This window comes from Paraburkholderia sp. GAS348 (assembly GCF_050434205.1).
GTDB lineage: Bacteria > Pseudomonadota > Gammaproteobacteria > Burkholderiales > Burkholderiaceae > Paraburkholderia.
Genome location: NZ_JBNPVT010000047.1, coordinates 1 through 16327 on the forward strand (window position 1 = coordinate 1; position 16327 = coordinate 16327).

The 16327-nt window shown below is 57.2% G+C and carries 21 protein-coding genes; 11 read left to right on the forward strand and 10 right to left on the reverse strand.

Annotation, left to right across the window (positions count from 1 at the left end; all coding sequences use genetic code 11):
- The first annotated feature begins 21 nt into the window (after nucleotides 1-21).
- From P3T22_RS32660 to P3T22_RS32670, 3 genes are all read left to right on the forward strand, one after another.
- Nucleotides 22-258: a hypothetical protein gene (locus P3T22_RS32660; protein ID WP_429327204.1), complete on the forward strand. Its 237-nt coding sequence runs from the start codon at nucleotides 22-24 to the stop codon at nucleotides 256-258.
- Between the two features lie 6 nt (nucleotides 259-264).
- Nucleotides 265-567, forward strand: coding sequence for a hypothetical protein (locus tag P3T22_RS32665; protein WP_429327205.1), 303 nt, complete (start codon nucleotides 265-267; stop codon nucleotides 565-567).
- Between the two features lie 248 nt (nucleotides 568-815).
- Nucleotides 816-1526 (forward strand): hypothetical protein, encoded by a 711-nt coding sequence (locus P3T22_RS32670; protein WP_429327206.1) that lies wholly within the window; start codon nucleotides 816-818, stop codon nucleotides 1524-1526.
- Between the two features lie 633 nt (nucleotides 1527-2159).
- On the opposite strand, the gene P3T22_RS32675 is transcribed toward P3T22_RS32670, so the two are convergent.
- Nucleotides 2160-2474, reverse strand: a complete 315-nt coding sequence (locus P3T22_RS32675) for a hypothetical protein (RefSeq protein WP_429327207.1) — start codon at nucleotides 2472-2474, stop codon at nucleotides 2160-2162.
- Nucleotides 2475-2587: 113 nt separating this feature from the next.
- On the opposite strand from P3T22_RS32675, the gene P3T22_RS32680 reads away from it, so the two are divergent.
- Nucleotides 2588-3346, forward strand: a complete 759-nt coding sequence (locus P3T22_RS32680; RefSeq protein WP_429327208.1) for a hypothetical protein — start codon at nucleotides 2588-2590, stop codon at nucleotides 3344-3346.
- 97 nt (nucleotides 3347-3443) lie between these two features.
- Here P3T22_RS32680 and P3T22_RS32685 read toward each other — a convergent pair whose 3' ends face one another.
- The 7 genes from P3T22_RS32685 to rpe form a co-directional block, all read right to left on the reverse strand.
- On the reverse strand, nucleotides 3444-3791 hold the full coding sequence (locus tag P3T22_RS32685) for a hypothetical protein (RefSeq protein WP_429327209.1): 348 nt from the start codon (nucleotides 3789-3791) through the stop codon (nucleotides 3444-3446).
- Nucleotides 3792-3843: 52 nt separating this feature from the next.
- Entirely contained in the window at nucleotides 3844-4317 is a 474-nt protein-coding gene (locus P3T22_RS32690; RefSeq protein WP_429327210.1) for a hypothetical protein, read from the reverse strand.
- A 10-nt stretch (nucleotides 4318-4327) separates the two neighbouring features.
- Nucleotides 4328-4948: a hypothetical protein gene (locus P3T22_RS32695; protein ID WP_429327211.1), complete on the reverse strand. Its 621-nt coding sequence runs from the start codon at nucleotides 4946-4948 to the stop codon at nucleotides 4328-4330.
- 241 nt (nucleotides 4949-5189) lie between these two features.
- Nucleotides 5190-6545: a tyrosine-type recombinase/integrase gene (locus P3T22_RS32700; protein ID WP_429327212.1), complete on the reverse strand. Its 1356-nt coding sequence runs from the start codon at nucleotides 6543-6545 to the stop codon at nucleotides 5190-5192.
- A 186-nt stretch (nucleotides 6546-6731) separates the two neighbouring features.
- Nucleotides 6732-8225, reverse strand: coding sequence for an anthranilate synthase component I (gene trpE, locus P3T22_RS32705; protein ID WP_063497450.1), 1494 nt, complete (start codon nucleotides 8223-8225; stop codon nucleotides 6732-6734).
- 370 nt (nucleotides 8226-8595) lie between these two features.
- The gene (locus tag P3T22_RS32710; protein WP_429327213.1) at nucleotides 8596-9312 is read right to left on the reverse strand and encodes a phosphoglycolate phosphatase; all 717 of its coding nucleotides are present in this window, start codon (nucleotides 9310-9312) and stop codon (nucleotides 8596-8598) included.
- A gap of 41 nt (nucleotides 9313-9353) precedes the next feature.
- Entirely contained in the window at nucleotides 9354-10037 is a 684-nt protein-coding gene (gene rpe / locus P3T22_RS32715; RefSeq protein ID WP_063497448.1) for a ribulose-phosphate 3-epimerase, read from the reverse strand.
- Nucleotides 10038-10312: 275 nt separating this feature from the next.
- On the opposite strand from rpe, the gene apaG reads away from it, so the two are divergent.
- On the forward strand, nucleotides 10313-10687 hold the full coding sequence (gene apaG, locus P3T22_RS32720; protein ID WP_063497447.1) for a Co2+/Mg2+ efflux protein ApaG: 375 nt from the start codon (nucleotides 10313-10315) through the stop codon (nucleotides 10685-10687).
- A gap of 46 nt (nucleotides 10688-10733) precedes the next feature.
- Here apaG and P3T22_RS32725 read toward each other — a convergent pair whose 3' ends face one another.
- Together P3T22_RS32725 and P3T22_RS32730 are read right to left on the reverse strand one after the other, a co-directional pair.
- Entirely contained in the window at nucleotides 10734-10895 is a 162-nt protein-coding gene (locus P3T22_RS32725) for a hypothetical protein (protein WP_181448382.1), read from the reverse strand.
- A 152-nt stretch (nucleotides 10896-11047) separates the two neighbouring features.
- Nucleotides 11048-11671 (reverse strand): hypothetical protein, encoded by a 624-nt coding sequence (locus tag P3T22_RS32730; RefSeq protein WP_429327214.1) that lies wholly within the window; start codon nucleotides 11669-11671, stop codon nucleotides 11048-11050.
- Nucleotides 11672-11995: 324 nt separating this feature from the next.
- Here P3T22_RS32730 and P3T22_RS32735 point away from each other — a divergent pair, with 324 nt between their 5' ends.
- From P3T22_RS32735 to P3T22_RS32760, 6 genes are all read left to right on the forward strand, one after another.
- Nucleotides 11996-12604 (forward strand): hypothetical protein, encoded by a 609-nt coding sequence (locus tag P3T22_RS32735; RefSeq protein WP_429327215.1) that lies wholly within the window; start codon nucleotides 11996-11998, stop codon nucleotides 12602-12604.
- Nucleotides 12605-13224: 620 nt separating this feature from the next.
- Entirely contained in the window at nucleotides 13225-14703 is a 1479-nt protein-coding gene (locus P3T22_RS32740; RefSeq protein ID WP_429327216.1) for a hypothetical protein, read from the forward strand.
- 225 nt (nucleotides 14704-14928) lie between these two features.
- Nucleotides 14929-15150 carry a helix-turn-helix domain-containing protein gene (locus P3T22_RS32745; RefSeq protein WP_429327217.1) on the forward strand — a complete coding sequence of 74 codons (222 nt, stop codon included), beginning with the start codon at nucleotides 14929-14931 and terminating at the stop codon, nucleotides 15148-15150.
- Between the two features lie 10 nt (nucleotides 15151-15160).
- Complete coding sequence (locus tag P3T22_RS32750; protein WP_429327218.1) at nucleotides 15161-15616, forward strand: hypothetical protein; 456 nt, start codon at nucleotides 15161-15163, stop codon at nucleotides 15614-15616.
- On the forward strand, nucleotides 15613-16053 hold the full coding sequence (locus P3T22_RS32755) for a hypothetical protein (protein ID WP_429327219.1): 441 nt from the start codon (nucleotides 15613-15615) through the stop codon (nucleotides 16051-16053). Before P3T22_RS32750 ends, P3T22_RS32755 begins: the two co-directional genes overlap by 4 nt.
- Nucleotides 16053-16271 carry a hypothetical protein gene (locus tag P3T22_RS32760; protein ID WP_429327220.1) on the forward strand — a complete coding sequence of 73 codons (219 nt, stop codon included), beginning with the start codon at nucleotides 16053-16055 and terminating at the stop codon, nucleotides 16269-16271. Before P3T22_RS32755 ends, P3T22_RS32760 begins: the two co-directional genes overlap by 1 nt.
- Nucleotides 16272-16327 lie beyond the last annotated feature (56 nt).

A 16327-nucleotide genomic window follows, 5' to 3' on the forward strand; every position in this document is an offset into this window, starting at 1 on the left:
TGTGCAACTAAGGAGAGCGTCATGAGCATCAGGGACTATCTGAGCGGGTGGACAGCGCCGCCCAAGACCGCGCCGGTTGTTGGCGGTAGCGAGGCAGCATCGGACAGCGTGCAGACCTCTGAGATGGCTTCAGGCAATCCCGGTGAGGTGGCACTACCGCTCACACGGGAAGACCGGGCCAAGGCCCGTGCTGACAGCCGCAACAGCCCTTCAGATCGGGCAGAGGCAGCGCGCCGGTTTCGCATGCGTCAACGGTGAGGGGCTATGGAACACCTGGACGAGGCTGGAATGTTGATGCTGGTGGAGGGCGTGCCAGCGGCGGCGGGTGGTTGTGAGCGCAATCAATTGCATGAAGGAGCGGGGAAGGTGCGTAAGGAATCGGTGTTGAGTATCGCGCAAGCGGCAAGGCGAAGCGGTTCAGTGGTTGTAGTGGTGGGGCCGCAGAATCTGCGGATTCTGTGTGAAGTCTGCATGCAAAAACCATCAGGTCTGCGGTGGTTCGCGGACAATTTTGAAGTACCAGCCAGCAAGGTTTCGTATTTGCTGGAGCAGGCACAGGGAGAATAGCAATGACGTTACTATCGGTAGATCAAACGATGGCCGTGTTGCACAGGCAGGCACGCGCACACAGCGGAGGTCACGCACAGTTCGTTCGGGCAGCAACGGGGCAGGGCGAACATGGCCTGTGTGTGCACGTGCAGTGGAGCCGCACAGCCCTTGGTGGGTCTGGCTATACGTACCTCCTCAACGGCCAGCGCGTAGACGAACAGGCGGTACGTACAGCCCTCACAGCAGCACGCACAGCGTGAGCGATCATGGAACGCTTAAATCTGCTATTGGAGCGTGAGCGGTTCGACGCCATTCGTTTTGAGGGTAGGCCGGTTGAATTCTTTCCGAGCAATATCAGTCTCCCACCACCAGCCGATCCGCCGACCAAGGCGAAGACGCAGACGCAGACGCAGCAGCAACCGGACATACCGACACTCACCAAGGGAAACTCAACGGTGGGGCTGGTCCTGCGTCCACTACTCGACGGCCCGAAGAAAGGACTGCTGTGCTGGCAGTATCCGCTGGCACTGGTGGACGAGGCAGAGCGCATGCTGGTGGAGGGCGTGCCCAGGCCGGAAGTAGCGCGCCGTACAGACCTCAGTTATAACGCGGTGGTCCGCATTGACCGGCAGATGAAATCGCGGGCAGCAGCAGAACAACCGCCAGCCGCAGAGCCAGCACCTACTATCGCCGCAGACCCGCCAGAGGCACCAGCGCCCGCTGTTGAGGCCATACGCCTATCAACGGCAGAGCCGCAGCGTCTTGGTGTACTTCAATGGGCAGACCGGATGCGCCGGTATGAATTCAGCACCGCCCCCGAACACTGCCAGCCAGGCAAAGGCCGATCACATGGCAAGGGCATGACGCACCATCAGTTAACTCAGTTCATCAGGTCAGACCGTGGACCTAGCTCAGGCATGAACATCAACACCACTCCCCGCGCGCCCGTGCAATCAATTGCACAACTCTTTGCCTGAGTGGCAGAGCACGGGCGGGGCCGCAGTGGTGTTGACCGAGCATCAGCAGTGCGCTGAATAACGAGAGCAATTGCCAGCTTTTTTGCCCAAAACAGCATATTTTTTGCGGGGGCGAAGCAGCGATGTTGACGTATCAAGCATATCAACTACAGAACACAAAGAGGGAGTAAAGAGCGCGCAAAGTGGGGTTAAGCACCTCGAATATCGTGCGTGGTGCAAATACGATCAGCGGCTATTCCAGAAATCAACCTGCACGCTTTCACCCGCAAATACCGCGTGATAGATGCTGTTAGCGCCTGCCGTCTACTGTAGTCCACGCGCGGCAGTGCGTACGACAACCCCCAATAAGTGGACCATCAGCCCGTGGCCGAGCCGTGAAATTTTCAGCGCCTGTATGTCGTTGCGTGTGCAACGAGTCCGCGTTTTCGAACAGGGTGAAAATCTGGTGAGCAGCGCGACAGTGCGGACAGGCCGGTTGATGGTAAAAATGATGGTAAAACCGCGCATCCGCAATTCAACACCAACCGCGAAGTCAAGCCAGATAAGCCTATACGGTACAAATGCTAATGATGGGCAGTCACCAGCATCAGCAGATGCAGGCTAATCACGCCGTTTCGGCGTTGGCGTCGCCAGTCACTGGCATTCATTCTGATACACGTCTTTGGCTTGCGCGCAATTCGCGGCGATATCAATAGGGGCCAGCGAGTCGGACCCGCCGCCATTGCAGTAGAACCGTGCTTGCTGGGCAATCAGTTCGCAGCGGTGCTGGTGTTCCTGCATATCGAGCTTTTGCACACACCCCGCCAGTTCCGGTGAGCCGGGAGCGAAACCATAGGCCGCGCATTGAGCCCTGTACGCGTCTAGCTGGGTTTGGGCATCTGCTGGTAAGGCCGCAACCGCAGAAGCGGCACACATGGCCCATGCGGCTAGTCCTGTGTTGATTTTCATGGCTCACCCTTTTGATTCTGTTTGCGCGGATTGTACCTCCGCGCAGGCCGGTTACTGGTGGTGTGTGGGCCTGATATCCTGCTGTGCATCCGCATCAGAACGGGCAGAGCACAATGAACGAGAAACTAGGGGTTTCGACTCTTTTGGGTTTGTACGGGCTGGTGGTATCCGCGTGCTACCTGATGGCTTACTGGGGCGCTTTTGATATCGACATATTCCAGCTTGCCGGGTTGACCGATTTTGTGAAGCTGGCGATCTTTCCAGTTGCGCTGGTGGCGATTAGCGGCGCGGTGGTCATGCTGGCGTCATCGCTCGCTGTTCCGTTCATGCCTGATTACGAACGGATTCTCAGCCAACCACGTAACGGAAAGGTCTTGCGGGCGGGCGCGCTGTTTTCAATGGTTGCCATAGGTCTGTTACTAACTTTCGTCCACGGTGACTGGAAGTGGGCAGCAGGGTTTTCGTTGGGCGTCTTTCCGGTTATGTATGTCTGCATGCACCCAAAGGCACGGACGTACGTGCCGAATACGGGCATCCGGTTCATCGCGGCGATGTTCCTGCTATGCATGCCGCTGATGGCCGCATTTTCCGGCAGTCGTAAGGCTGAGATCGTCAAAGACGGCAAGGCACAGAGAGTAGTGGACAACACAGGGGTGGCCGCTGGCCTGATGGCGACGCCCGAGCATCCCCTTATGTACGTTGGTTTCGTCAGTGAGACTTTCGTGATTTACGAGACACAGACGCACAGTGTCGTGCTGCTGAAGCAGGTTGATAACGCGTCGCTGGTGCTGAAGCCTAACCCTAAAGCTTTCAGCGCGGCTCATGCAAGCTGGGGGGAAATCCTTGGGTTCAATCGCCATGACCGGCCCTGAAGCCGATATCACCGTCCCCGCACACACTCACGCCGCTGCTTAGTGACAAATGCAATCAGTTGCGCCCGCAACCATCGGCCAACCAAAGGCGCAACGACTAACCGCCGCTCTGCTTGACCTTGCCGCTTTCCAGAAACTCCCTGATGGTCCTGGTGTTCCAGTACGGACTACGGCCCATGTAACCATCGGGCTTGGGGTACAGGTACGGCCTCGCCGGATCGTCGTTCAGGTTGAGGCCCTTGTACAGCGTCACACTGCTAATCGAAAGCAGCGTGAGCAGATGACCCACGCGCAGCCGTCCGGGTTGATCGAGCGACACCATCACCGGACGCGGCTTGGTGTTGCCTGTGCGCGGTCCACGCCGGGGCTTCGCTTGCTTGCTGGTGACGGGCGCAACGACCTTTGTCCCTGCCAGTGCATCAGGGTTCGTGATATGGAATCCCACAGCTTTCTCCCAAAAGTACGGGACTCCGTTCCCTGAATTGAAATTGACGCGGTTACGCGGCCTGCCTGACGCACTCCCACTCAAACGAGGGAGTCATCACGTCCACCGCCAGATCATCAATCAGCATCGGCTCGACCACGCCGCGCCAGTCATCAGGATTGGCGTGCTGGCGCTTTCCTGCCTCGATCAGACCGCGCCATACAGCATGACTCATGTGGGCCTTGTGGCGCAGCGCTTCACCCGCCAGCAGGCGCACAGGATCGACACCAAAGCGCACAAGCCCATGACCGCGTTCGGCAGTCTCGCGCATGCTCAACGTACGTATCCCGGTGCTGCTGGTGTTATCCGTTACGGCCTTGTTTGCCGTGGTTTCCCAGTACTGGTTTAGCGAAAACCACAAAATCGGCTTTTCGGGCGGTAGCACATACGCACCTGCCGGAACGAGGATTCCACTCGCGCAGATGCGTTTGAAACGCTCGCCGGTGGTGTAATGCCACGCCAGTTTGATTTGCGTTTGATCATTCATTTCCAGCCCCTTATTCCGTATCGTCCGTGCACCAGTCGATTACGTCCTGTGCTGTCAGTTCGTAATTCCAACCGTAAACAGGAAAGCCGCTGAATGCATCCAGCACCTGAAATCCCAACTGGTTACTAAAGCAGTAGGTCCGTGCACGCGACTTGATGGCCCTGAAACCGGCTCGTTTGGCGGCGCGACGTGCACGGGCCTCAAGCGCTCTTTCTTTGAGGGTTTCTTGGATGCGTTCGGCTTCTGCGTAGACCTCTGCTGTAACGTCTTTGCCGTTTTCATCGACAAATGTATAGCGATGTTCCGGCGCTACATCGGCCTGCTGTTGTTCCTGAGTACCGCCGTCCGCATATTTCTTCATGAGCCGGTTTGTTTCGCGGGTTGAGATACCAAGCTCTTTCTCTGCAAACTGATAAACCGACTTGTAACCGTGTTCCTTATACGATTCATCGTCACGAATGCCAGACAGCAGGCGTCCCTGTTCAAGCTCTTGGGTTTCCATTCTGGCAACAGACGAAGTGAGGCCCGCAAGTAGTTCTTCGGGCGACATATCCGCAATTTCCGCCTTGATTTGCGCCATGAGGCCGCAAGCGGTATGGTCCTTGCGGGCGTTCAGTGAGATAACAGTCATATGTTGCTCCTAATGCAGGGCGCGCAAAAGCGCCACGTTTATGCAGTGGAGCCGATCAGGCGGGCTTTTACAGGAGGGCGGAACAAAAAAATAGAGTCCGTCCAAGCTGTAAAGGCTTGGTGATCGGACTCCATTCCGGGGGTGTTCAAAGGACGCCTGTCTAACGTCCCGTACAGCTAATGTGATCCCGAATGGCAGCGAATACAAGGGGGTGACAGCCCTTTTTTCCGAGAAGTGTGCGTTACCCCGCATTAGTGACCTTGAGGCCGGACAACCAGTCTGCATAGGTCTGCATCATCGCTCGCCGGGAATCCAGATAGTCACCCTGGTTGTAAATACCGGCCACGCCCTTTTGCTTATGGGCCAGCGCCGCCTCAACCATCAGCGGGTCATGCTTGGTACTGTGAAGGTGTGTTGAGGCCGTACCGCGCGTGCCGTGGGCGCGAAACAGCTTGTCTCCGTTGAAACCCATATTGCCCAGCGCCCGGTTAATCGTCGTGGCCGACATCGAATCAACGCTACCGCGCCGACGATTCGGAAACAGCCAGCCCGTGCCATTTTTTGCGGGGGGATTAATCAGCCGCAACTCGTTGAGTAATTCAATCGCCTGTGCGGGGAGCGGTACAACGTGTTCCGCGCCTTTCTTCATTCTGCTGGCCGGGATCGTCCACAGTGCGTCTGTCAGATTGAATTCCTGCCACTGGGCCTTTCTCAATTCGACCGTCCGCACCATCAGCAGCATCAGCAATTCAATGGCAATAACGGTATCGCGCTGGCCCGCGTAAGCCTGACCTGGCTTTTTCACTGAATAACCCTGTAACTTGGCGAGTAGTTCGCGTAGTTCCTTTTCACCCAGCGCCTTATTGTTTTTCGTTTTGGGTTTGTTCACCCCGGCATCTTTCAGATCGAAACCGTTAGCCGGATTGTTGTGTTCATATCGGCCCGTGGCAATCGCCAGACTGAAAATCTTGCCGCACCACTGTTTAAGCAGAATCGCAATAGACGGTGCGCCTTTGGCTTTGCGTTCATCGCCAGTGGCCTTGTCGCGCACACCCACGGACTTACACAGTGCGGCGATATCGGGGCTTTTAATGTCGCTGATGGGCCGTCCGCCGATGGGCGCATTGAGTACGTAACGGCCCATGAAGTTATGCACCTGCTGAGCGTAGTATTTCGACCATTTACCCGGCTGTTTGTCGTTCGGATCATTTTCGTCCGGGACGTTCGCGGCGATCCATTCCTGAGCAATGCCCGCGAAAGTGGTTGCCAGCTTGACCTCATTTTTGGTCTTTTCGGCCCGGTGAAACTCAATCGGATTGATGCCGGATTTAACCCGGTCTGCCTCAACGTCACGCAGCTTGCGGGCCTTGAGCAGATCAACCTCAGGATACGTGCCGAGGGTGAAGCTGTACTGCACCGGGCCAATCGTGCCGTCTTTCTTCAGGCCGGGTAGGCGGTAGTTGAAACGCCAAGTTTTCGACCCGCTCTTATCGACCAGCAGATACATCGAATCGCGGTCTGTGAGCTTGTACGGACCATCGGGGCGGGGCTTGGCGTCGCGTACCTGATCCTTGGTGAGACCCTTGGCGGTTTTCATGATGGTAACGCCCCTCCGTGGCGGGTTGTTACCATCAAATTTACCATCAAACCGGCGAGTGCGAGCTAGTGACCGGAAGTGCAAATCTCCCGGAAACCCCCGTAAACAAAGGCTTTGCTAGTGACGGCTAGTGACCAGAAATGCCCATGCTGATTTTCGATCATTAGCAGCATGGTGTATCTCCGGTCAGAAGTCGCTATCGAGGCCGTCTTGAACCTGCTCGGCGGCGCGCAGCACAGCACGCGCTTTGTTCTCGGTCTCTTGCCATTCGGATTCCGGCACCGAATCCGCGACTACACCCGCTGCCGCCTGCACATACAGATTGCCGTTTGCGATCACGCCGGTGCGGATCGTAATGGCGAGATCCATTTCGCCGGTGAACGATAGATAGCCGACGGCGCCGCCGTAGAGGCCACGCTTGACCGGTTCCAGTTCGTCGATCAATTCCATCGCGCGAACCTTCGGCGCGCCGGATAGCGTGCCGGCCGGGAAGGTGGCGCGCAGCACGTCGAAATTGGTGGTGCCCGGCTTCAGCTTGCCTTCGACCGAACTCACAATGTGCTGCACGTGCGAGTACTTTTCGATCACCATCTTGTCGGTGACGACCACCGAGCCGATCTGGGCGATGCGGCCCACGTCGTTACGCGCGAGGTCGATCAGCATGACGTGTTCGGCGATTTCCTTCGGATCGTTCAGCAGTTCGGTGGCGAGTTCTGCGTCGCGTTCCGGCGTGTTGCCGCGCGGACGCGTGCCGGCGAGCGGCCGGATCGTCACGATGCGATCTTCGCCGCGCTTTTCCTGGCGCACCAGAATTTCCGGCGACGCGCCGACCACGTGGAAGTCGCCGAAGTTGTAGTAGTACATGTACGGCGACGGATTCAACGAGCGCAGCGCGCGATACAGCGACAGCGGATTGTCGCGGTAAGGCTTGATCAGACGCTGGCCGACCTGCACCTGCATCAACTCGCCGGCGGCGATGTATTCCTTCGCCTTGCGCACGGCGGCCAGGTAATCGTCTTTGGCGAACTCGCGGTAGGTGTCGGTGCGCACGCTGGCCGATGTGACCGGCGGTTGCACGGTCGTGCGCAAACGCTGACGCAATTCACGCAGACGCTGCTTGGCTTTTGTGTATGCCTCGGGCTGCGTCGGATCCGAGTACACCACCAGGTAGAGCTTGCCCGCGAGGTTGTCGATCACCGCGACTTCTTCGGTGAGCAGCAACTGAATGTCCGGCAAGTTCAGATCGTCTTTCGGTGCGGTGTGCGCGAGCTTTTTCTCGATGTAGCGCACCGCGTCATAGCCGAAGTAGCCTGCGAGCCCGCCCGCGAAACGCGGCAGACCGGGGCGCTGCGCCACTTTGAAGCGGCCCTGGAATTGCTGGATGAACTCGAGCGGATCGCCCTCATGCGTTTCGACGACTTTGCCGTCCTGCACCACTTCCGACACGCCGTTGCGGGTGCGCAGCAGCGTGCGCGCCGGCAGGCCGATGAACGAATAGCGGCCAAAGCGTTCGCCGCCCACCACCGATTCCAGCAGGAACGAGTTGGCGCCGTTGCGTTCGCTCTGCGCGAGCTTCAGGTACAGCGAGAGCGGCGTTTCGAGGTCGGCGAGCGCTTCGGCGATCAGCGGAATGCGGTTGAAACCCTCGTTGGCGAGGGACTGGAATTCGAGTTCGGTCATGTTCCGATCCTGTACGTACGTCAGACGACACTATGCGTCGGACAAAGCGGGGCGTTGCGCAGCCGGTCAGGCGTTCGTTCGACGTTTCGACACGATGATACCGACCGGCGCGAGTTTCCCATCGACGCATGCAAGGGGTTTCAGCGCATACATGTACTTTGCGGGTACACGAACGCCAAATCAACCAGTGCAGCGAAACAAGGTGATGGAAAAAACGCGTGAGCGCAGCGAAGTAAAAAACGGTTGCCGAAGACGAGCTTCAGCGTACCTCAGACGAGGTTAGCGCGACCAGCGACGCCAGGGCCAGGCTCCCCGGTCGATGCTAATCAGACTCCGTTTTTTATTCAGAAACATGAGGATGAGGGACTTTTCAAGTCGTGGAATGGTGCGCTGCAATAGCCTTCGCGGCGTCGAGCAGCGTGGCAACTATACCATCGGATTTTATTTCTTGTATAGATCGGCCGTGGTTGTAGCCGTACGGCAGCGTCAGCGTGGCCATGCCCGCCGCGCGGCCTGCCAGCGCATCGTTTTCCGAATCGCCGATGGCCACCGCGGTTTCCGGCGCGACGCGTAGCTGCGCCGCGGCGGTGAGCATCGGCAGCGGATCCGGCTTCTTTTTCGGCAGGCTATCGCCGCCGAGCACGACGCTGAAATACTGGCTGAGCCCGTATTGCTCCAGCAATTCGACCGCGAAACGGTGCGGCTTGTTGGTGACGCAGGCGAGTTTGAGGCCGGCATCGCGCATGGCGCTGAGACCGGCTTCGACCTCGGGGTACAGCCGCGTGTGCACGCCGTTGATCCTGGCGTACTCCTCTTGATAGATCGCGAGCGCTTCGTCGAAACGGTCCTGTGCGTGGTCCGTTTCGAAGCGCTGAGCCAGCACATTGCGAATCAGATTCTCCGAGCCCTTGCCGATGTAGCCGATCACTTCCTCGCGCGAGGTTTCCGCAGCGTCGAGTTGCGCAAGCATGCCGTTCAGGCCGGCGGTGAAATCGTCGACTGTATCGATCATCGTGCCGTCCAGATCGATGATCGCAGCTTGCAGGCGCGGGCCGGTGAAGGCCGGGGCAGGGTATGAAGTCGTCATGCTTGGTGCGTGCGGGATCCCGGTGATCGATCGGTGTCCGATCAGTGCTCGATATTGGCGAGTGCGGCGCGCATCTTGTCGATCACCGCCTTGTGGTCCGGCGCGCCGAAGATCGCAGAGCCTGCCACGAATGTGTCCGCGCCAGCCGCTGCGATTTCGGCGATGTTGTCGACCTTCACGCCACCGTCCACTTCGAGATGAATCTCGCGACCGGTCTTTTCCTTGTAGGCATCGATCCGCTTGCGCGCTTCGCGCAGTTTGACGAGCGCTTCAGGAATGAACGATTGACCGCCGAAGCCCGGATTCACCGACATGATCAGCACCAGATCGATCTTGTCCATCACGTAGTCCAGATGGCTCAGCGATGTGGCCGGGTTGAACACGAGGCCGGCCTTGCAACCGTGGTCGCGAATCAGCGACAGCGTGCGGTCGATATGGTCCGAGCCTTCCGGGTGAAAGCTGATCAGGTTCGCGCCGGCCTTGGCGAAGTCCGGCACGATGCGGTCGACGGGGCGCACCATCAGGTGCACGTCGATCGGCACGTCCACGTGCGGGCGGATCGCTTCGCAGACGAGCGGGCCGATCGTCAGGTTCGGCACGTAGTGGTTGTCCATCACGTCGAAGTGAATCCAGTCGGCGCCGGCGGCGACAACGTTGCGGACTTCTTCGCCGAGGCGGGCGAAATCGGCGGACAGGATGCTGGGGGCAATACGGAATTGCGTCATGGCGGGGGCGGATGCAAGCGGGAAAACGCCATTTTACCGTTTTGTGCGCGTCTGACCCGGCTCGCAAGCGGTTTGAGGCTGGCATCGACCAAGCGCGGCAAAAGGGACAAAACGTCTTACCGGCCCTTGGCCAGAGGGATTTGTCCGGTTGCGGGCGTGCCGCGCATCAAGCAGAATGCCAAACCATAAGCGCCGCCTAGCTAATGCGCCCGCAAACCATTGGCGTTCGGGGCTTCCCGCGATTTTTTAGCTTGTTTCACCAGACCGGAATCAGGATGAGCCAGTACGAATTCAGCGTCTCGGCGCAGGTGCAGTATCTGCCCGAAGAGTCGGACCCGGAGCGCCGCCAGTATGCGTTTGCATACACGCTGACTATCCGTAACAGCGGCCAGATGCCCGCGCAGTTGATTGCGCGTCACTGGGTGATTACCGACAGCGACAACAACGTGCAGGAAGTAAAAGGCCTGGGCGTGGTCGGACATCAGCCCCTGCTAAAACCGGGCGAGCACTTCGAATATACGAGTTGGGCGGTGATCGCCACGCCCGTCGGCACCATGCGCGGCGAGTATTTCTGCGTGGCGGAGGACGGCGAGCGCTTTGACGCACCCGTGCCCGAGTTCATTCTGCGTATGCCGCGTACTTTGCATTGAACCGGGAGCGCGGCTCGCGGTCTTTAACAAGCTTTACGGCGCAGCTTTACTGGCTTTTTTGCTGCTTTTGCTGTTCATTGGTAGCGGCGCGCGCGGCTTTTTTCTTGCCGGACGACGTCCATACAACGATAAAGACCAGCAGGAAGAGCGCGAGGAGCGATTCCAGCGCGAAGATGAGCATCGGGTATTCGTCGAACAGATCAGACATGGCGGTTTCCATCAAGAACTATCATCATCGGCCTGCAAGCCTTGTCCAATAAGGGGTTAACGGTTTGGTGGGATTCCGTTTTACCCCAATTTCACCCCAAACGCCTGCCCCATAGGATACCCCGGCTGTCCAATCAATTGCGTGGCGGCTCCCTAGGCTGGAACGCGAACCTGAAAACCCAAAATTCTTCGCTCAGGCCACGCCGCGTACTCCCTGCCTTTGTCTGATACGGTGATCGCGGGTCCATCGACCTGAATACACAGGTGCATTTGCAGCGCGTGAATAATTGACTGACGCTCACCGGCTTGTGGGATGCGATTCATCCAGAATGCTTCGTAGGCGTCGAAGGTCGTCGCTTGCCCGAGGCTGATTAGCCAGTTCAGTACGTGTTGGGTTGTGGGGGCGAAAAAGTAGTTCAGATAGTGGTATTCCCACATTCTTGCCGCTGCACGCTCAGCGTCAAATACGGCTTTCAGAGTTGCTTGTTCTGCGGGGGAGAGGCGCAGGCCGTCGAGCACCGGCGGAGCAATGTCACCCGCTGGCACCGGTGGAACTACATCGGATACCGCGCTTTCCTCCTCTATCTTGGCTTGCTGCGTAACCAGCTTTCCACCGGGAAATTCGAAACTGGCAATGCGGTTAATGAGTGCCCGCAGTTCAGTCCTGAACCACGCTGTGCCGATGGTTGCGCCGAATCCGACGACAACCGGCCATGACAGCAGCACTTTGAGGTATTCCAGTATGAGTTTCCAATCGGCGGCGCAAGCGTTGCCCATATGGCATACCCCGTAGTTTTGTTAGCGATCAATGTACCACGCACATACGCTGGATTCAGGAGTGTTACGGCTTTGTCAATTCAGCCAGACAAGCCATTTTTACATCCTGCAAGCGGAGTTGAACGGCGGTGACTACCTGAAATTGAGCAAAAACATCGATTGGCATGCACATGCCATAGCAGGATATTCCTGAAATTCCTGTTTTGCGTATTTCGACCGCCTACCGCCGCATTCAATTGCACAGCCTGCCCCAATCCTTAGACTAGCGGCCCGCGCCTGCTATGATCGGCCAGACAAAGAATCTGAGTACGCGGCGGGGTAGCAATGAGCGAAGCCATGAAGCAGGAAGCGGCGGTTTGTGGTCAGTGCGGAAAGCCAGCCATAGCCGCCATCAATAGCGTTGCGGTATGCATCGCTTGCTATCACATGTTCCAAGTTGCCAGAACGCTTGATTTTCGTATCAACGCCATAGGTATAAATCACGCCGCAGCGAATATGGACGCCGTGGTTGGCCTTGGACCTCTCACTCCGCGCATTCAAGTTCCTGACATTCCGAAAGGGCCTATCATCTTGAACAATATCAAAGTGGACAACAGCACGGTCGGTTCCATCAACACCGGCAACGTGGCGTCAATCGACGTAAATATCACCTACCTCAAAGAAGGCGGTAACGAAAAGATCAGTGAGGCCCTGAAGCAGTTGACAGAGGCAATTGTTAATGACGGACTGCTTTCGACGGAAGACAAGGAACCCTTGCTGGATCAGGTCGCATTTCTAACCGAACAGGCAGCAGCGGGAGCTAAGGACCGTCGCCCCGGAATGATTAAGGCGGCCTTTGGCGCGTTGAATTCTGCGGCACCGGCTATCTCTGCCTTAGCTGCGGTATGGACCGCTGTTGCCCCGTTGCTCAATTCACATTTTGGTATCAGATAGAACTGGACCATCACACGGCGAATGCCAGAGATCATCGTGAAGTACGCCGGGAGCTTTAGGCTCCCTTCTTATTGTTGGCTGCAATCAAATGCACAGCGGTTTGCGAACTGGCGACGCCTAAAAACCCTTATAGGGTAAACACCTAGTGGTGAAAAAGTGCGATTTTCGCCTTTTTTTGCCCATCTTCGGTTTTGTCGAAAAGCGCGATTCTGCTGGTGGTCTAAAGTTGAATGTGCCGAGTGACACCGGCATGCGTGCAGTTCGTAGCACCGACCCCGCTTGAAAGATTTTGGTTCATTAGCTTGCCCGTAGTGTCTGGTCAGTAGGTCACCCTCTGCACGCAAGACCGGATGCTATAGCCCCGTCAAGGCCCAAGCTAATGACCCAAGCCCTTTTGCGGGGTTTTTCATTCTGAACGTTGAGCATCACCGAGCCGCGCACGCGGACGGCAAAGAGTTGTAACACAGACACGGCATACAAAGAAAAGGCCCGATCTTTTGGATCAGGCCTTGAAATTCCTTGGGCGTCTTAGCAGGACGGTCCCGAGGCGTCGCATAGGACTACTATTCTACGGCCTATGCGACGTTCGATCAACGTGCCTTTGTTGCGTAGGAGTTACCGTGAATCACTCAGAAGACGAAACCCAAGCCGTCGCCGAAGCTTCGCAAAATGCTGCGCAAGCAATTGCAAGCAGTCCTACGTTTGACAATCCGCAAACTTGCGCTACAGCGCCAGCCGCACCGACGCCAGCCGGAAAGGCTACGGCAGTCCGTCCGAAATCCGAGTACGCCGAATTCTTTTCCCAACATTGCCGCGCCGGGTATGGTGTGGCGAAAGTGTTTTCATATCTCGTTCTACGCAACCAGCGCAACAAACCCGGAGCCAACCCCGCACGCCTCGAAGTGCAGCGGCAGGGCGGGCGCTGGGGTGAGCGTGCGTACTGGTGGCTGGATACCCTTCAGGAAATCGCGGGTGCATGCGGGATGACCGTCAAGCAGGTGCGGACGGCCTTGGAAATCCTCGACCGCCTCAACCAGATCGAAGCACATCAGGGACGACACCCCATCAATGGCGTGGTCGGAAAATACCGCAACAAGTCGGTGTTGCATATCCGCCTAATTGTCTGCGAGCGAGCCAACGGACTCGACGGCTGGCCGACAGTGGAGCAAATGAGAACGATTCTTGAGTGCCCTAAAGGGCATTTGATCACTTGCCCTCAAGGGCATCCATTAGTACCAGATGCAGAAGTAGGTTTAGATGCTTTAGAAGTAAAAGACTCAAACACGGGTTTCCATTCGGAAGACCCGACAGGGGCAATTCCTGAAATCCAACAGGCGAACAGCGAGAGTCAAAACCCGGAATCACCCCCTGACGCCGTTGAGGTAGTTCCGAAATTTGAAAAGAAGAAAACCGGACCCAAACCCAAGGCGGTTACCTCGAATGGTGACTGGCAGCATTACAACCGTCTGGCTATGAAACACGACATGGATGCACTTCTCCAGACCTGTATCGGTGCCGGGTTAGTAGCCGGTCACCGGAAGATGCTTGATGACGATGAGTGCAGCATGATCGAACGCATCGAGCACGGCCTGAAGACCAGTCCGCATGACAAGACTGACACGCTTGAGAGCTTGATTCTGGGGGCGAGGGACTGGCCGGGTATTTGTGCCGTGTTCGAATATCTGGAGGAGAAAGACCTTAACGCACCGGCAGAACCCAATTTCAAGTTCTTCACCAAACACATCCTTGTCTTTCTGGCTGACCCTGAGTTACTTGAATGCTACCCCAAGGCCACGCCAGCGACCGCCACGCCGTCCGCTGAGCCTGCCGTATGTGCTGGTGCAGTCGATACCGCAGAGCCTGTCTCAGAGGCCGTGGTATGCCCGCAGATTCCCCAGGTATCGGTGGAGACACCAGCGCTCACACCATACGCTGACGATGACGACGACGAGGGCTACAGCCACCAGGAAAAACTAGATGCGATGCGCCATATGGCGATGCTCGAAGCGAGGCAGCAAGCCGCACTTGCAGCAGCGGCAGCGAAGACCAAGGCAACGATGTTCCAGGGGCTGAAGCACGCGGAGGCCGTTGCGGCCTGATTCTGGCCTCGCCATGCTTCTGCCGTGAGGAGGCTGGTGTGGTAGTGAAGGTGGTTGGCACGAGCGGCTTAGGCGGCGTTTTGTTAGGAATGCAATTGATTGCATGAGCGACGGCGGCATCGGGTGAAAGTGTCGATTGCCACATATCTTGCAAGTTGGCATTCCAATTTAAGTTTGGGTCCGGGACAATTGATACATAGCACACCTGTACATCTGGAGTCCGCTGTGATTGAAGAAACTCACGCCGTACCACACCGCATGGTTCCCGATGCCGTAGTGGATTCAATCCTGGCAGCAGTGGCGAACGGCAAGCCGCTTTTTCAGGCATGCGAACAGGCAGGCGTCGCACGAACCAGTTTCTACCGGTGGCTCGACTCCGACCCGGCACTCGTAAGTGCGTACGCGCAAGCCGTGGCCGCACAAGTTCATAGCCGCTTCACAAAGTAGGAGTCGCACCATGAGCAATGGCTATTTTGAGTATCAGGCGTTCTCTCCTTCCGAATGGAAGGCATTTGAAGCACGCCACGCTGAACGTGGTGGACGCGCCATCGCTGCACCTGCCGCCGTCCGATCCGACAGCGGCACAAAGCAGGCTGACGGACTGGTTATGACTGAAACGCTCGACGGCGCGAACCGGCCTATAAGGACATTCGCTTACTCGACACCCGATCATCGCAAAGACTGGATGAACGCCTATCGTGCCGTCCCGCAATTGCAACTAGGTCTTAACAAAGACAACGTTGACCAGAAGACGTTTGAGCGTCGTGGAAAGCAACGGTACGCCGAGCAACAGACAGTTGCCAGGGCGATTGCTGAACACGGTATGCAGGGTGTGCCGAGCTTCAGTATCGGTCACGCACTTGCCGAGTGCGGGGAAGCTGCATATACGAAATTCGGTGGAGGTGGAGCGTGATCAATCCGACGATGGCGCAACTGGCACGGCAAGAATCGTTTGATGCCGTGCAGCGGGAATTCAGCCCTTTCCTGCAAGCGGCAGGATTGCCGGTCATCGCGGGCGATGCATTCGACACGCCAGAACAGTATCGAAGCGGGATGCTGAAAATGCTGCAAAAGGCTTTGCCAGAATCTACTTCAATGGCTTTGCGGGCCGATGCTTCTGTGCTTCAGCACAATGCACCTGAAGCATTTGCCAAGATCGAACGTCACGTCAAGGCAGTAACGATTGAGACAGCGCGTGCGGGTAGTGAACTGCGGCCCATAGTTGAGCGTGATATCACGGGCCGGGAATCGACCTCGTTTTATGGGCCGAAAGCGCAATGGATGGGTCAGTTTCGAGATAAGCCGCGTCTTATGGTCGGGCTAGGTGGCGAGCCGTTCGGCGATGGTTGATGGTGAACATCATGTCAGGAAAAAGGTATGACGGTAGTGCTTATTTCAGGATCGTCCAACTGGTTCGCGACGGTATGCCGTTGGTCAAGGCATGTCAGATGGCAGGCGTACCGAGCAAGACACCTTTTGAAGTGCGCTTGCGTCACGACCGGGTACTGGCAGAGGCATTTTGTGAGGCGTCCAAGGTAGCAATGCTTCGTCGTTTGGGTTACGTGTGAGACACATCATGAGCAACAGCAGTGCGCGACGGTGGCCGACACCGATACCACGGGAG

Coding starts and splice junctions, on each gene's coding strand:
- trpE (WP_063497450.1), bottom strand. CDS start 8,225: ATGACCGAACTCGAATTCCAGTCCCTCGCCAACGAGGGTTTCAACCGC.
- P3T22_RS32735 (WP_429327215.1), top strand. CDS start 11,996: ATGAGCGAAGCCATGAAGCAGGAAGCGGCGGTTTGTGGTCAGTGCGGA.
- P3T22_RS32660 (WP_429327204.1), top strand. CDS start 22: ATGAGCATCAGGGACTATCTGAGCGGGTGGACAGCGCCGCCCAAGACC.
- P3T22_RS32665 (WP_429327205.1), top strand. CDS start 265: ATGGAACACCTGGACGAGGCTGGAATGTTGATGCTGGTGGAGGGCGTG.
- P3T22_RS32730 (WP_429327214.1), bottom strand. CDS start 11,671: ATGGGCAACGCTTGCGCCGCCGATTGGAAACTCATACTGGAATACCTC.
- P3T22_RS32700 (WP_429327212.1), bottom strand. CDS start 6,545: ATGAAAACCGCCAAGGGTCTCACCAAGGATCAGGTACGCGACGCCAAG.
- P3T22_RS32750 (WP_429327218.1), top strand. CDS start 15,161: ATGAGCAATGGCTATTTTGAGTATCAGGCGTTCTCTCCTTCCGAATGG.
- P3T22_RS32690 (WP_429327210.1), bottom strand. CDS start 4,317: ATGAATGATCAAACGCAAATCAAACTGGCGTGGCATTACACCACCGGC.
- P3T22_RS32725 (WP_181448382.1), bottom strand. CDS start 10,895: ATGTCTGATCTGTTCGACGAATACCCGATGCTCATCTTCGCGCTGGAA.
- apaG (WP_063497447.1), top strand. CDS start 10,313: ATGAGCCAGTACGAATTCAGCGTCTCGGCGCAGGTGCAGTATCTGCCC.
- P3T22_RS32695 (WP_429327211.1), bottom strand. CDS start 4,948: ATGACTGTTATCTCACTGAACGCCCGCAAGGACCATACCGCTTGCGGC.
- P3T22_RS32760 (WP_429327220.1), top strand. CDS start 16,053: ATGGTGAACATCATGTCAGGAAAAAGGTATGACGGTAGTGCTTATTTC.
- rpe (WP_063497448.1), bottom strand. CDS start 10,037: ATGACGCAATTCCGTATTGCCCCCAGCATCCTGTCCGCCGATTTCGCC.
- P3T22_RS32680 (WP_429327208.1), top strand. CDS start 2,588: ATGAACGAGAAACTAGGGGTTTCGACTCTTTTGGGTTTGTACGGGCTG.
- P3T22_RS32670 (WP_429327206.1), top strand. CDS start 816: ATGGAACGCTTAAATCTGCTATTGGAGCGTGAGCGGTTCGACGCCATT.
- P3T22_RS32710 (WP_429327213.1), bottom strand. CDS start 9,312: ATGACGACTTCATACCCTGCCCCGGCCTTCACCGGCCCGCGCCTGCAA.
- P3T22_RS32675 (WP_429327207.1), bottom strand. CDS start 2,474: ATGAAAATCAACACAGGACTAGCCGCATGGGCCATGTGTGCCGCTTCT.